The sequence below is a fragment of the Bosea sp. NBC_00550 genome (assembly GCF_026020075.1).
GTDB lineage: Bacteria > Pseudomonadota > Alphaproteobacteria > Rhizobiales > Beijerinckiaceae > Allobosea.
Map to the genome: position 1 here is coordinate 2281716 of NZ_CP102772.1, position 13754 is coordinate 2295469.

General features: G+C 66.0%; 18 protein-coding genes. 14 read left to right on the forward strand and 4 right to left on the reverse strand.

The features are described from left to right. Positions 1 to 98: 98 nt before the first annotated feature. From NWE53_RS10895 to NWE53_RS10910, 4 genes are all read left to right on the forward strand, one after another. Complete coding sequence (locus NWE53_RS10895) at positions 99 to 647, forward strand: TRAP transporter small permease (protein ID WP_265054319.1); 549 nt, start codon at positions 99 to 101, stop codon at positions 645 to 647. Between the two features lie 4 nt (positions 648 to 651). Next, entirely contained in the window at positions 652 to 1962 is a 1311-nt protein-coding gene (locus NWE53_RS10900) for a TRAP transporter large permease (protein ID WP_265054320.1), read from the forward strand. A gap of 35 nt (positions 1963 to 1997) precedes the next feature. Continuing rightward, on the forward strand, positions 1998 to 2993 hold the full coding sequence (locus NWE53_RS10905) for a TRAP transporter substrate-binding protein (protein WP_265054321.1): 996 nt from the start codon (positions 1998 to 2000) through the stop codon (positions 2991 to 2993). A 167-nt stretch (positions 2994 to 3160) separates the two neighbouring features. Continuing rightward, positions 3161 to 3685: a winged helix DNA-binding protein gene (locus tag NWE53_RS10910; RefSeq protein WP_265054322.1), complete on the forward strand. Its 525-nt coding sequence runs from the start codon at positions 3161 to 3163 to the stop codon at positions 3683 to 3685. 3 nt (positions 3686 to 3688) lie between these two features. Here the strand turns inward: NWE53_RS10910 and NWE53_RS10915 are convergent, their stop codons facing one another. Together NWE53_RS10915 and NWE53_RS10920 are read right to left on the reverse strand one after the other, a co-directional pair. Continuing rightward, on the reverse strand, positions 3689 to 4246 hold the full coding sequence (locus NWE53_RS10915) for an SRPBCC family protein (RefSeq protein WP_265054323.1): 558 nt from the start codon (positions 4244 to 4246) through the stop codon (positions 3689 to 3691). After that, complete coding sequence (locus NWE53_RS10920) at positions 4243 to 4566, reverse strand: ArsR/SmtB family transcription factor (RefSeq protein WP_265054324.1); 324 nt, start codon at positions 4564 to 4566, stop codon at positions 4243 to 4245. The genes NWE53_RS10915 and NWE53_RS10920 overlap by 4 nt, the downstream gene beginning before the upstream one ends. Before the next feature lie 136 nt (positions 4567 to 4702). Here NWE53_RS10920 and NWE53_RS10925 point away from each other — a divergent pair, with 136 nt between their 5' ends. The 4 genes from NWE53_RS10925 to NWE53_RS10940 all read left to right on the forward strand — a co-directional run bounded on the left by NWE53_RS10925 (position 4703) and on the right by NWE53_RS10940 (position 7422). Next, positions 4703 to 5611, forward strand: a complete 909-nt coding sequence (locus NWE53_RS10925) for a DMT family transporter (RefSeq protein WP_265054325.1) — start codon at positions 4703 to 4705, stop codon at positions 5609 to 5611. Positions 5612 to 5660: 49 nt separating this feature from the next. Next, complete coding sequence (locus tag NWE53_RS10930; protein WP_265054326.1) at positions 5661 to 5969, forward strand: hypothetical protein; 309 nt, start codon at positions 5661 to 5663, stop codon at positions 5967 to 5969. Beyond that, positions 5966 to 6157 carry a hypothetical protein gene (locus tag NWE53_RS10935; protein ID WP_265054327.1) on the forward strand — a complete coding sequence of 64 codons (192 nt, stop codon included), beginning with the start codon at positions 5966 to 5968 and terminating at the stop codon, positions 6155 to 6157. Before NWE53_RS10930 ends, NWE53_RS10935 begins: the two co-directional genes overlap by 4 nt. Positions 6158 to 6291: 134 nt before the next feature. Beyond that, complete coding sequence (locus NWE53_RS10940; protein ID WP_265054328.1) at positions 6292 to 7422, forward strand: iron-containing alcohol dehydrogenase; 1131 nt, start codon at positions 6292 to 6294, stop codon at positions 7420 to 7422. Positions 7423 to 7435: 13 nt separating this feature from the next. Here the strand turns inward: NWE53_RS10940 and NWE53_RS10945 are convergent, their stop codons facing one another. Beyond that, a complete protein-coding gene (locus NWE53_RS10945; protein ID WP_265054329.1) occupies positions 7436 to 8071 on the reverse strand; it encodes a pyridoxamine 5'-phosphate oxidase family protein in 636 nt (211 codons plus the stop codon). Between the two features lie 221 nt (positions 8072 to 8292). On the opposite strand from NWE53_RS10945, the gene NWE53_RS10950 reads away from it, so the two are divergent. From NWE53_RS10950 to NWE53_RS10965, 4 genes are all read left to right on the forward strand, one after another. After that, positions 8293 to 8751 carry a hypothetical protein gene (locus NWE53_RS10950; protein ID WP_265054330.1) on the forward strand — a complete coding sequence of 153 codons (459 nt, stop codon included), beginning with the start codon at positions 8293 to 8295 and terminating at the stop codon, positions 8749 to 8751. 20 nt (positions 8752 to 8771) lie between these two features. Next, positions 8772 to 9434, forward strand: coding sequence for a ribonuclease T2 family protein (locus tag NWE53_RS10955; protein ID WP_265054877.1), 663 nt, complete (start codon positions 8772 to 8774; stop codon positions 9432 to 9434). A 63-nt stretch (positions 9435 to 9497) separates the two neighbouring features. After that, entirely contained in the window at positions 9498 to 10349 is an 852-nt protein-coding gene (locus NWE53_RS10960; RefSeq protein ID WP_265054331.1) for a 23S rRNA (adenine(2030)-N(6))-methyltransferase RlmJ, read from the forward strand. A gap of 35 nt (positions 10350 to 10384) precedes the next feature. Next, the gene (locus NWE53_RS10965; RefSeq protein ID WP_265054332.1) at positions 10385 to 10987 is read left to right on the forward strand and encodes a glutathione S-transferase; all 603 of its coding nucleotides are present in this window, start codon (positions 10385 to 10387) and stop codon (positions 10985 to 10987) included. Positions 10988 to 11162: 175 nt separating this feature from the next. Here the strand turns inward: NWE53_RS10965 and NWE53_RS10970 are convergent, their stop codons facing one another. Further along, on the reverse strand, positions 11163 to 11816 hold the full coding sequence (locus NWE53_RS10970; protein ID WP_265054333.1) for an outer membrane protein: 654 nt from the start codon (positions 11814 to 11816) through the stop codon (positions 11163 to 11165). A 383-nt stretch (positions 11817 to 12199) separates the two neighbouring features. Between NWE53_RS10970 and NWE53_RS10975 the strand changes: the two genes are divergently transcribed. Both NWE53_RS10975 and NWE53_RS10980 read left to right on the forward strand, forming a co-directional pair. Then, on the forward strand, positions 12200 to 13015 hold the full coding sequence (locus NWE53_RS10975; RefSeq protein ID WP_265054334.1) for a glycosyltransferase family 2 protein: 816 nt from the start codon (positions 12200 to 12202) through the stop codon (positions 13013 to 13015). Further along, a complete protein-coding gene (locus NWE53_RS10980; RefSeq protein WP_265054335.1) occupies positions 13008 to 13754 on the forward strand; it encodes an SDR family oxidoreductase in 747 nt (248 codons plus the stop codon). The genes NWE53_RS10975 and NWE53_RS10980 overlap by 8 nt, the downstream gene beginning before the upstream one ends.

A 13754-nucleotide genomic window follows, 5' to 3' on the forward strand; every position in this document is an offset into this window, starting at 1 on the left:
AGGGGCCGGGCCGGCACGAAAGCGGAGAATGCGACGATGCGAGCAGTCCTGGCAATCGGGCGCTCATGCGCCACTCACCGGCGGGAGCGGCGCGCGCCATGATTCGCCGCACGCTCGACGCGCTCTACCTCTGGGCCGGCTACGCGGCCGGGGTCTTCCTCATCCTGATCTTCGTGCTGATGATGCTGATGTCGATCGGCCGCGAGATCGGCCTCAACATCCCCGCCGGCGACGATTTCACCTCTTGGTGTATGGCGGCGATGGCCTTTCTCGGGCTCGCGCACACCTTCAAATCCGGCGACATGATCCGCGTCGGATTGCTGATCGACCATTTCAAGGGCCGCAAGCGCTGGTTCTTCGAGGTGTTCTCGCTGGTGCTCGGCCTCGGCTTCTCCGGCTTCTTCGCCTGGCATGCCGCAGTGATGACCTGGCAGTCCTGGGAGTTCAACGACATCGCCGGCGGCGTCGTGCCGATGCCGCTCTGGATTCCGCAGCTCGGCTATTCCGGCGGCCTCGTCATCCTCTTCATCGCGATGGCGGACGAGTTCGTCCATGTCGTGATCCGCGGCCAGGAGCCGCGCTACGAGAAGCCGCCCGCGCAATCCGACGAGGAAATCGTCGAGCGCGCCATGGCGAGCGGAGTGTAACGCCATGGCGATGATCGAGATATCCGGGCTTCTGCTCCTGCTGCTCGTCGTCTTCCTGGCCGGCGGCGTCTGGATCGCCATCTCGCTGATGGCCTGCGGCTGGGTGGCGATGCAGTTCGTCGGCGGCGGCATCCCGGCCGGCTCCGTGCTGGCCACGACGATCTGGGGCAACAGCGCCTCCTGGACGCTGGCCGCGCTGCCGCTCTTCATCTGGATGGGCGAGATCCTCTACCGCACGAAGCTCTCCGAGGAGATGTTTCGCGGCCTCGCGCCCTGGCTCAACTGGCTGCCGGGCCGGCTGATGCACGTCAACGTGCTCGCCTGCGGCATCTTCGGCTCGGTTTCCGGCTCCTCGGCCGCGACCTGCGCCACCGTCGCCAAGATCGCCCTGCCGGAGCTGAAGAAGCGCGGCTACAACGAGAAGGTCGCGCTGGGCTCGCTGGCCGGCGCCGGCACGCTCGGCATCCTGATCCCGCCCTCGATCACCATGGTGGTCTATGCGGTGGCGGCCAACGTCTCGATCATCCAGATCTTCCTCGCCGGCTTCCTGCCGGGCCTGCTCGTGATGGTGCTCTATTCCGGCTACATCGCCATCTGGCACATGCTGAACCCCAGCCAGTCGCCGCCGCCAGAGCCGAAGATGAGCCTGCGCGAGAAGCTGCGGGAATCGGCGCAGCTCGTCCCCTGCATGCTGCTCATCCTCCTCGTCTTCCTGTCGCTGCTGCTCGGCTGGGCGACCGCGACGGAATGCGCCGCCTGGGGCGTGCTCGGCTCCTTCGGCATCGCCTGGTGGTCGGGCACGCTGACCAGGGAGGCGTTCTGGCAGAGCGTGATGGGCACGACCCGCATCACCTGCATGATCATGCTGATCCTGGCTGGCGCCTCCTTCATGTCGACCTCGATGGCCTATACCGGCATTCCGGCGGCGCTGGCCGCCTGGGTCGACAGCCTGCACCTCTCGCCCTACGCGCTGATCGCGGCGTTGACGGTGATGTACATCGTGCTCGGCACGGCGCTCGACGGCATCTCGATGATCGTGCTGACCACCGCGATCGTCATCCCGATGATCAAGACCGCCGGCTTCGATCTGGTCTGGTTCGGCATCTTTCTCGTGCTGATCGTCGAGATGGCCGAGGTCTCGCCGCCGGTCGGCTTCAACCTCTTCGTCCTGCAGACCATGTCCGGCAAGGATTCGAATACGGTCGCGCTGGCGGCGCTGCCGTTCTTCTTCCTGCTGGTCGCCGCCGTCGCGATCATCACCATCTTCCCGCAGATCGTGATGGTCTTGCCCCAGATGGCCTTTCCGCCTCAATGATACCGCATCAAAACCAAGGGAACGGAGACAAGACCATGCATCGCAAGGACTTCATCAAGGGCCTTCTCGTCGCCGGCGTCGCCGCCGGGGCGCTCGCTTTCGGATCGCTCGGCGCGGCGGCTCAGACCAAGTGGAACCTGCCCAACGCCTATCCGGCGGATAACCCGCACACGGAAAACCTCGTCCTCTTCGCCAAGGATGTCGAGGCGGCCACCGGCGGCAAGCTGTCGATCACGGTCCACGCCAATGCCGCGCTGTTCAAGGCGCCGGAGATCAAGCGCGCCGTCCAGACCGGCCAGGCCCAGATGGGCGAGATCCTGATGTCGATCCATGAGAACGAGGATCCGGTCTACGGCATCGACGTCGTGCCCTTCCTGGCCACGAGCTTCGCCGACTCGCGCAAGCTCTACACAGCCTCCAAGGCCGCGATCGAGAAGAAGCTCGATTCACAGGGTATCAAGCTGCTCTTCATGGTCCCCTGGGCACCGCAGGGCGTCTACGCCAAGAAGGACATCAACACGATCGAGGACATGAAGGGGCTGAAGTGGCGCTCCTACAATGTCGGCACCGCCCGCCTCGGCGAATTGCTCGGCATGCAGTCCGTGACGATCCAGGCGGCCGAGCTGCCGCAGGCGCTGGCGACCGGCGTCGTCAACTCGTTCATGTCGTCCGGCGGCACCGGCTACGATTCCAAGGTCTGGGAGTCGCTGACGCATTTCTACGACACGCAGGCCTGGATCCCGAAGGATGCCACCTTCGTCAACAAGGCGGCCTTCAACGCCCTCGACCAGGCGACGCAGGACGCAATCCTGAAATCTGCCGCCGCTGCCGAGGAGCGCGGCTGGAAGATGTGGCAGGAGAAGGCCGGCTGGTATCTCGACCAGCTCAAGGCCAAGGGCATGAAGGTACAGGCGCCCTCGCCCGAACTGGCCGCGGGCTTCAAGAAGGCCGGCGACACCCTGACCGCCGACTGGCTGAAGAAGGCCGGCGCCGATGGCCAGGCGATCGTCGACGCCTATAAGAAGATGTGAGGCGGGCCAACTCGCCACAGGTCAAATCGAGATAGCGGTCATCACGGGCGACCGGAGGGAGACCCGGGATCCATGCCGGAACGGTTCAGGCATGGGTCCCGGATCGGCGCCGCTATCGCGGCTTGTCCGGGATGACCGCGCGTTTTTATTCAGGATAATGGAGCGCGATGACCTCTCCCGCCCCCGACCACCTCGGTCCGATCGTCTCCTCCGGCCACCTTGCCGCGGGCGCCTTGCCGGCGCTGTCGGAGTTCGAGTTCGCGCTGAGCATGACGGTGCACGCTTTCCAGCGCTGGATGATCCGCTGCATGGCGGCCGCCGGGGTGCCGGACCTGTCGCCGCTCGACGTCCTTGTCCTGCACAACGTCAATCATCGCAGCAAGCCGAAGCGGCTCGCCGATATCTGCCTTGTCCTCAACATCGAGGACACGCATCTGGTGAACTATTCGCTGAAGAAGCTGGAGCGGCTGAAGCTGCTCAAGGGCGGGCGCAAGGGCAAGGAGAAGACCGTGGAGGTCACTCCGGCCGGCGAGGAGGCCTGCCGGCGCTATGCCCAGATCCGCGAGCAGCTTCTGGTCAAATCCGTCCGGGCCAGCGGCGCAGATTCCGAGCGGCTGTCGGAGATCGCCGCCGCGATGCGCTCCCTCTCCGGCCAGTACGACCAGGCGGCACGGGCGGCGGCGAGCCTGTAGGTCTCAGGCCGAACCGCCCTGTTCCGGCAGATCGGCATAGCGCGCCGCATAGTCCGCCTCCAACTTCTGGTGGCGCGACCAGAATCCGCGCCTCGGGCTGCCCGTGAGCAGGTCCTCCAGCAGGCCGAGATGCATGTGCCAGCCGCCGGAAACGCTGGTCATCTCCGCCTTGCTGCCGAGCTTGCGATGGGTCAGCACCAGCAGGACCTTGTCGCCCTGCGGCGAGAGAGCGAATTCCACCTCGGATTCCGGCTCGTCCCCGCCGCCCCAGGTGAAGGCGATGAGACGCGGCGGTTCGTAGCGGGTGATCGTCCCGGTCGAGGGCCAGCCGTTCTCGTGCATCTCGCGATAGGCCTCGGGCGGCGCCTCGTCCGTGATCTGCGAATGCTTGAACAGCATCTGGGTGCGCCCGCCGACACGCAGATCGAAGGGCCCGGAAGCGAGCCAGCGCCCGCGCTTCTCCGACTCGGTGATATAGGCCCAGACACGTTCGACCGGCCCGGGCAGCAGGCGCTCGAAACGCACCGCCCCGCTTTCCAGCACAACGCCATATTCGCTCATCGCGTTTCTCCCTCGCCCGTCCCGGGCTTCGCGAGTTCCTGTTCCAGCAGATCGAGGTGATGCCCCCAGAAGCGCCGGACCCGACGCAGCCAGGCATCGAAGGCATCGAGCCCAGCCGGATCGAGCCGGTAGATCCGCTGCTGGCCCCTGACTTCGACCGTCACCAGCCCCGTCTCCCGCAACACCTTGAGATGCTGCGAGATCGCCGGCGCGCTCGCACTGAAGCGCGCGCCGATCTCCCCGGCGGAAAGCGCGCCTTCGCCCAGCATCTCGACGATGCTGCGGCGCGTGGGGTCGGCAAGGGCGGCGAAGGGATCCATGCGCTATAATTTTCAAACTCACTTAATTAAGTAAATACTTAAATCAAAAACGCGGCCCTGCCATGCTGCCAGGCGGGCTTGCTTCGCAACCATGAGTTGGCCAGTGGTGGCGCGCCATGAAAACCGACAGCTCGCCATGACCGCCCGCAACGCCTCGCTCGCCGGCATCGCCATGATGCTCATCGGCATGCTGCTGTTTTCGCTCAACGACGTCATGGGCAAATGGCTGGTCGCCACCTACACGGTCGGGCAGGTGCTCGTATTGCGTAGCATTGCGGCGCTCCTCGTCATCATGCCCTTCGTGTTCAAGCAGGGTGTGCAGCGGACACTGCGCCCGGAGCGCCCCCGATTGCAGGCGCTGCGCGTTCTCTTCGGCTCGGCCGAGGTCGCGCTGTTCTATCTCGCCGTGACCTACCTGCCGCTTGCCGACGCCATGACGATCTGGCTCGCCGCCCCGGTCTGGGTCGTCATCCTAGCGGCGCTCCTGCTTGGCGAACGCGTCGACGGGCGGCGCTGGCTTGCCGTTGCCCTCGGCTTTACCGGTGTTGCCGTTGCCCTCGCCCCAAGCGGCGCGAGCCTGTCGATGCCAGCGTTGATCGCCGTGCTCGGCAGCTTCTTCTTCGCCTCGATGATGATCGCCGGCCGACAGCTGCGCGGCACGCCGGACGTGACGCTGGTGGCGTGGCAGACTCTCGGCGCGCTACTCATGGGGTTGGCGCTGCTGCCCTTCGGCTGGGTGACGCCGAGCCTGAAGGACGCCGCCCTGCTCGGCCTGCTCGGCATCATCGCGATGACCGCGCATATCTGTGTCACGCGCTCGCTCAAGCTCGCCGAAGCCTCGGTCGTCGTGCCCTATCAATACACGCTGATCGTCTGGGCGCTGGTCTTCGGCTGGTTCATCTTCGGCGACTGGCCGACACCTGCGATGCTGTGCGGGGCCGCCCTGATCGTCGCGGCAGGTCTCGCACTGCTTGTCCTGGAAAGGCGCACGTCCGGCGCCGCCTACAAGGCCCGACAGGAAGCTGTTACCATCGAGCAGGGTTGACGCGAAACGGAGCAGGGCCACGGAACGGAAGCCATCCGACCTCTGGCTCATGACGCTGGGCGTGGTGGCCACTGCCGTCGGCCTCTATATTGCGGCCACGGCCTGGGCGCGGTTTCCGTTGCCGCGCGAGCAGCTCTCGGTCGCGGGCCATGTCGGTCCGATCTCGATCGATACGCCGCTCGTCCAGGAAGGCACAGGCCGCAACCAGGGCAGCTACCGCACCCAGCGCATCGCGCTCGTCGCCACCGGCCACCCGCTCAAGACCTATTCGCCGGCGCGCACCCTGTGGTCGAGAATACCGATCGCATCCGCTGGGGCCAGCCATTGCACTTCCTCGTCGATCCCGACAGGGGCTTGATCTACGAGGCCACGACCGAAGGCAGGACGATGCTGTCCTATGACGACACCGTCGGCAATCTGTCGGCCTCGGCCCGCAATCGCTTGCTGGTCGGCCTCGCCTTGTTCGCCTTTGCTATCTGGCAGTTCGGGACGGTGTTCCAGCGGCATAGGTCCGGCCGGTCGCCGAACCCTGCAGCCGAGCGCTGAGCGATACCGCGCTCGAGATCGTCACTCTTTTCGAGCCGGGGTGATCTGCGCCGGGCTCACGCCTGCGGGCTGGCATCCTCCGCCCGGCCGGGCGACAAAGCTGCCCTGCGGAAAAGGCCGGCGGGAGGCACGACATGGCGCTGATCACCTATCTCACGACGATCAAGTTCGGCTTCGGCGAGGTCGCTGGCATCGAGGCCGATCTCTCCGGGCTCGGCATCACCAGGCCGATGATTGTTGCGGACAAGGGTATCCTTGCGGCCGGGCTTGTCGAGGCCGTGCAGAGACATGCCACCGCCTTGCGATCCGCCCCGGTCTTCGTCGATACGCCCACGAATCCCACCGAGGAGGCTGTCGAGGCGGCGCTCGTGCTCTACCGCCAGCATGGCTGCGATGGTGTCGTCGCGATCGGCGGCGGCTCTCCGATCGATCTCGCCAAGGGCGTGGCGCTGCTCGCCACCCATGACGGCCCGCTCGAAACCTACGCCGCGATCCTCGGCGGCATCCCGAGGGTCACCGCCAAGGTCGCCCCCGTCATCGCGATCCCGACGACCTCAGGCACCGGCAGCGAGGTCGGCCGCGCCGCGCTGATCACCCTGAAGGACGGGCGCAAGCTCGGCTTCATCGCACCGTACCTGATCCCGCGCCTGGCCATCTGCGACCCCGAGCTGACGATGGGGCTGCCCGCTTGGCTCACCGCGGCCACCGGCATGGACGCCGTCACCCATTGCATCGAGACCTATCTCAGCCCGCGCGAGAACCCGCCGGCCGAAGCCATCGCCCTCGACGGGCTGAAGCGCGCCGTCGACCATATCGAGCGCGCCGTTAAGGACGGCTCGGACCGCGAGGCCCGCAAGGAGATGATGATGGCCGCTCTACAGGGCGGCATGACCTTCCAGAAAGGGCTCGGCGCTGTCCATGCCCTCTCCCATCCGCTCGGCGGGCTGAAGGAGGTCTCGCTGCATCACGGCACGCTGAACGCCGTGCTGCTGCCCGCCGTGCTGCGCTTCAACGCGCCGGCGGCCGAGGCGAAATATGCCGAAATCCGGCGCGTCCTCGGCCTTGCCCCCGATGCCGACCTCGCAGAATGGATTGCCAGTCTGGTCGCCCGGCTCGGCATGCCCGGCAGCCTCTCGGCCATGGGTTTGCCACGCCGTGTCGTGCCGGCCATCGCCGAGGCGGCGACGCTCGACCATTCGAGCGCGACCAACCCGCGCGCGGCCACGGCGGCCGATTATGCCGCCATGCTCGAAGCGTCGTTCTGACGGCACGCGCCTCTCAGTAGAGGCGCGTGCGATAACCTTCCTCGAGATTGCGATCGGCCTCGTCGCCATCGACCGCCTTGGTCTGGTCGGCGATGATCCGGCCGAGCGTCGGGAAGCTGTTGCGAGGCACCTGCGAGGCCTGATCCCACAGCTTCGAGCGGATCAACGCCTTGCCGCAATGGAAGAAGGTTTCCTCGACCTCGACGATGAGCCCGGTGACGGGCGGGCGTTCCAGCATCGCGGACGGCGCCAGCAAATCGGAATCGCGCGTCGCCCGGCCCTTGCCGTTGACGCGCAGAGTCTCGGGAATGCCCGGCACCATGAACACCAGCCCGACGCCCGGCGCCGACACGATGTTGCCGAGCGAGTCGACGCGGTTGTTGCCGCGCCGGTCCGGAATCAGCAGGGTCCGCTCGTCGAGCACGCGCACGAAGCCGGGGCCGTCGCCACGCGGGCTCGCATCCGCATTCCCATCCGCATCGCAGCTCGCCAGCACGAGGAACGGCGAAAGCGCGATGAAGTCTCGGCAGAACTGATCGAGCTTTTTCAGGACCTTGCCGGTCGCCAGCGGATGGACCGGGCCGATATGGCCGCGCAGCAAGCCTGCATCATCGATGCGCGCCGCCGGATCGTCGAAGCAGTTCGTCATGGCGTCTCCCCATATCTGCAGACAATCTGTCGGAAGCCGGATGAACGCGCCAGCATGGCTTCCGACGAGATGCTCTGACCGGCTCGCATGACAACGCGACTGTGGCCGCAAAGCCCGCCGAGTGCTCCGCAACAGCGACGAGAAGCATCTTTTCTTGACCCCTGACCGCGGCATCGCCATCGTGCCATCTATATTCGCCCTCCTGTACGAGGCCTGATTCCATGCGCCGCGCTCTGCTGCGAACCGCCCTTGTCTCCCTCGCTTGCCTGACCGCCTTCGCGGCCGGCGCGAGCAGCCGCCGCTACGTCCATCCCGCCGACCGGGCCGAAGCGCGCATCATCCCGATGTACGGCAACCTGCCGGCCTGCGAGGACCCGGCCGTCCTCGGCGAGCTGACGAGCTGGTTCAATTCCCGCGAAGCCAAGTTCTGGGGACCGCTCCAGGCCGTCTCCTATGATCGCATCGGGGAAATCGGCTTCCGCTCCTGGGGCGACGACTTCATCCCGCGGCGCTTCTGCAGCGGCCGCATCCTGCTCAATGATGGCACCTTCCATCGCGTCGATTATTCCGTGCGCGAGAATCTCGGCCTCTTCGGGCTGACCTGGAACGTCAACTGGTGCGTCAGCGGCCTGGACCGCAACCGGGCCTATGCGCCCGACTGCAAGATGGCGCGGCCGTAAGATCTGCCCATCGCGCGATGATGAAGCGCCTTGCGCTTGCAGCTCTGTCGCTGTTCTGCCTCGGCGGAGCGGCTTGCGCGCAAGGCTTCGGCCAGCGCGGCGGCACGCCGGGCGATTTCGACTTCTATGTTCTGGCGCTGTCCTGGTCGCCCGGGTTCTGCGAACTCGACGGCGACCGCTCGCGCAACCGCGAGCAATGCGGCGAAGGCAGCAATCTGCGCTTCGTCGTGCATGGGCTCTGGCCGCAGAACGAGCGCGGCTATCCCAGTGAATGCGGGCCCGCCGGCCGCTCGCCCTCGCGAATCGCGCTGGAACAGGCGGAGGGCCTGTTCCCTACGGAAAGCCTTGCCCGCTACGAGTGGCGCAAGCACGGCACCTGCAGCGGCTCCAGCCCGAGCGATTACTTTCGCGATGTCCGACGCGCCCGCGACAAGGTGACGATCCCCCCGGTGCTCGCCAGGGCCGAACGCGATCAGAGCTGGACCGCGATCGATCTCGAGCGGGCCTTCGTCGCGGCCAATCCCGGCCTGCGCACCGACATGATGTCCGTCGCCTGCAAGCGCGGCGTCCTGCAGGAGGTCCGGATCTGCTTCAGCAAGGACCTGCGCGATTTCCGCAGCTGCCAGGAGGTCGATCGCTCCGGCTGCCGCGCCCGCGAGTTCACCGTCGTCGCGCCGCGCTGAAAGCTGCGGCCTTCAGGGGCTTTGCCGCTTTCGGGCGCGAGCGCCTTGCTCTACGAACGCTCCATGAATTACCGCCACGGCTTCCATGCCGGAAACTTCGCCGATGTGCTGAAGCATGTCGTGCTGACCCGCATCCTGCTGCATCTTGCCGCCAAACCGACGCCTTATCGCATCATCGACACCCATGCCGGCAGTGGGCGCTATGATCTGAGTTCCGAGGAGGCGCTTAGGACGCATGAATGGAAGGATGGAGTGGCGCGAATCGAGCAATCGCCGCTCGCGCCCGCTGCAGAGGAATTGCTCGCCCCCTACCGTGCCGCGCTGGCCGGCATTCGCGCGCTCCACGGCCCCGGCGCCTATCCCGGCTCGCCCTGGTTCTGTCGCCACGTCATGCGGCCCGACGACCGGCTGATCGCGGCCGAGCTCCACCCGCCGACCTATCAGAAGCTCGTCGAGGCGGTCGGAATGGACAAGCGCTGCAAGGCCCTGGCCATCGACGGCTGGACGGCGCTCAGGGCCAATGTCCCGCCGAAGGAACGCCGCGGCCTCGTCCTGATCGACCCGCCCTTCGAGCAGAAGGACGAGTTCGCGACGCTCGCCGCCCAATTCATCGCCGCCCATCGCAAATGGCCGACCGGCATCTATGCGCTCTGGTATCCGATCAAGGACCGCGGGGGCGTCGAAACCCTCATGAACGATGTCCGCGATGCCGGCATCGCCCGGTTGCTGCGGCTGGAGATCGAGGTCGATCGCCCGGAGGCGGCCGGCGGTCTCGGCGCAACCGGTCTGCTGATCGCCAATCCGCCATGGCGGCTTGCCGAAGAGGCGAAGATCCTTCTCCCGGCCCTGACCGAACGTCTCGCGCAAGGGCCGCGGCCGCGCTATCTCTGCGAACCGATCCGCTCCGACGGCTGATCGTCTTCCGTCTCGTCCCAGCAAGGGTTTTGTCGATGCTCGTCCTGCGCTCCTCCCCCGCTTCGCCCTTCGGCCGCAAGGTCAAGATGGCGGCTATCGAACTCGAGCTCACGGACCGCATCGAGATCGTCGCGGCCGATACGAACGATCCTTCCGAGCCGCTGCGCCAGCAGAATCCGCTCGGCAAGATCCCGACGCTGATCCTGGAAGACGGCACGACGCTGTTCGATTCCCGCGTCATCGTCGACTATCTCGACCATATCGCCGGCGGAAAGATCATCCCGGCCGGCGACGCGCGCTTTGAGCAGCTACGCCTGCAGGCCTTGGCCGACGGCATCTGCGATGCCGCCCTGCTTCAGGTCTACGAAGGGCGCTACCGCGCAGAGGAAGGCCGCAATGCCAACTGGCTGGCGCATCAGGACGGCAAGGTTGGCCGCGGACTCGCCGCACTGGAAGCCGCGCCGCCTGCTTTCCCGAATCGCCCTCGAATCGGCGAAATCGCGCTGGCCTGCGCGCTCGGCTATCTCGATCTGCGATTCGAGGGGAAATGGCGCGCTGCTCATCCGAAGCTGGTCGCCTGGCTCGATGATTTCGCCGCCCGCGTCCCCGCCTTCGAGACGACGCGCTTCAAAGGCTGAACAGCGCGAGCGCAGCACGGCGTCGGGCATACCGACGTCGTCACGAATCTGGTCCGCCGGCAGTCAAAAGCTGCCGGCTTTTTCTATCGCCGAGGCTCAGCGGCCCCCGTCATCAAGACAACAAAAAACCCGGTGGCCGAGGCCACCGGGTTCGTTCCGTCTCCGGGAGGAGAGATCAGAACTTGTAGCTGAGGCGAGCGCGGACGACCGAGAAGTCGGCGCCGACCTTGCTGGTGCCAATGTTGTTGATGATGTTCTTCTCGCCGAGGTCGACGTAGAGGTACTCGACGCCGGCAACCAGGTTGTTGGTGAAGGCGTACTCGAGGCCCGCGCCGATGGCATAGCCGCCGGTGTGGGTGCGGTCGGACGAGAAGCCGATGCTCGGGATCGAGGTCTTCACGTTGCCGTAGGCCCAACCACCGGTGACGTAGGGCATCCAACGATCGATGGCCCAGCCGAGACGGGCGCGGACGGTACCGAAGTACTCGGTCTTGACGCTCGTGCCGAAAATGTTGCCGCCGGAGCTCAGGTCAGCGCCCTGGAAGTCGGCTTCGGCGCCGAGCACGAACTGGCCGATCTGGTAGTTGTAGCCGACCTGGCCGCCACCGATGAAGCCGTCGAGATCGCCGACCTGACCGAGGTTGTTAGTGCTCGTGTTGCCCCAGCCGTAGCCGGCGTTGGCACCGACGTAGAAGCCGGTCCAGGTGAAGACGGGGACGTAGATCGGGGCAGCGATCGGGCCCTTGCGCGACGGCAGGTCAGCGGCAGAGGCGGCGCCAGCGGCGAGGATGCCGAGCGCTGCAACGCTCGCAAGCAGGTACTTCTTCATGATAAACTCCTTAGTCGTCGCAGCGCCAACGGGCCGGCAGGTGATTTCGATGGACCCTGTATAAGACGGGGCAGCGGTTTTGTCTGTTGCACTGGAAGCACATCTGCATTGCAGACCGCGGCAGAAATGCGGCACGAATGCGATGACTGCATGCAAATAGGTAAAGCCAGGTTAACCACGCTCCTCCCGACATCAATGGTAAATCGAATACTAATAAAGCGCTAAACCCGGCTCGTTGACCGCGGCTGATCGGGGCTAAAAACGCGGGAGATCACGCAAGGTTCCGGCAATTTTTAGCGCGTGCAGGCCCGCTCTCCGTTCCAACCTTGCCGCACCGCACTGGGCATGCTTAAGCCTTGAAATCACAAGGATTGATCGAAACCGTGCCGCCCCTCTCGATTTTCATCATCGCGCAGAACGAAGCGGACCGGATCGGGCGCACCATCGAGGCTGCCCGCGCGCTCAGCGACGATATCGTGGTGGTCGATTCCGGTTCGACCGATGGAACGCAAGCCCTCGCAGAATCGCTCGGCGCCCGGGTGATCTTCAATTCATGGCCGGGCTACGGCCGGCAGAAGCGCTTCGCCGAAGAACAATGTCGCCATGATTGGCTCCTGAACCTCGATGCCGACGAGGTGCTGCCTCCCGATCTCGTCGCCGAGATCGCCGCGCTCTTCACCCGCGGGCCAGCAGCCGATGCCTACAAGATCAGAATCGCGGAGATATTCCCCGGCGAGAAAGCGCCACACCGCTTCGCCTATGCGCTCGCCCCCGTGCGGCTCTATCGGAAGAGCTGGGGCCGATACTCGCTCTCCCCGGTGCATGACCGTGTCGACCTGCAGCCCGGCACGAAGGTCGGGCGCCTGAAGGGAACGGTCCACCACTTCTCGGTCCGCTCCCTCGGCGAGCAGATGGAGAAGCTCAATGCCTATAGCGATGCGCAGGCCGACGATCTCGATGCCCGCGGCGAGACGCTCTCGGCATTTCGGCTGGTCGCCGAATTCCCAGCGAACTTCTTCAAAGCCTATATCGGGCGCCGCCACGCGCTACGCGGCGTCTACGGCTTCATGACCGCGATGAACTACGCCTTCTATCGCTATCTGCGCGTCGCCAAGCACTGGGAACGCCGGCTTCAGCGGCGCTCCGCCATTGAAGCCCCGGTAACGCCTGCCGACCCGGCCCGCTCCTCCAATGACTGAGGTCGCTATGGTCACCGGCGGCGCCCGGCGAATCGGCCGCGCGATCGCCACGGGACTGGCGAAAGCCGGCTATGCCGTCGCGATCCATCACGGCGACAGCCGCGGCGAGGCCGAAGCTCTCGCTGCAGAACTTCGGCTCACCGGAGCCTCCTGCTGCACGCTTTCGGCGGACCTCGCCGATTCGCAGGCCGCGGCAGCCCTGATTCCGGCAGCCGCGAGGGAGCTGGGGCCGGTGACGCTGCTCGTCAACAGCGCCGCCAGCTTCATCGATGACGACGTCCGCTCGCTCGATGTGGCGGCATGGGACCGCCAGTTCGCGATCAACCTTCGTGCGCCCTCGCTGCTGATCGGCGCCCTGGCCGAGCATCTGCCGGAGGGCATGAACGGCGCGGTCGTCAATATCGTCGACCAGCGCGTCTGGAAGCTGACGCCGCAATATTATTCCTACACCTTGACCAAGGCCGCGCTGCTCACCGCAACCCGGACGCTGGCGCAGGCGCTCGCTCCACGGATTCGCGTCAACGCGGTCGGCCCCGGCCCGACCTTTCCCAATGCCTATGACGGTCCCGCGCTGATGGAGCAGGAGGCAGCCGCCACCCTGCTCGGCCATCGGGTCTCCCCCGACGAGATCGCCGACGCGGTGCTTTATCTGGCGCAGGCGCGCTCGGTCACCGGCCAGATGATCGCCGTCGACGCCGGCCAACACCTGGGCTGGCGCACGCCCGACATCGTCGGCTGA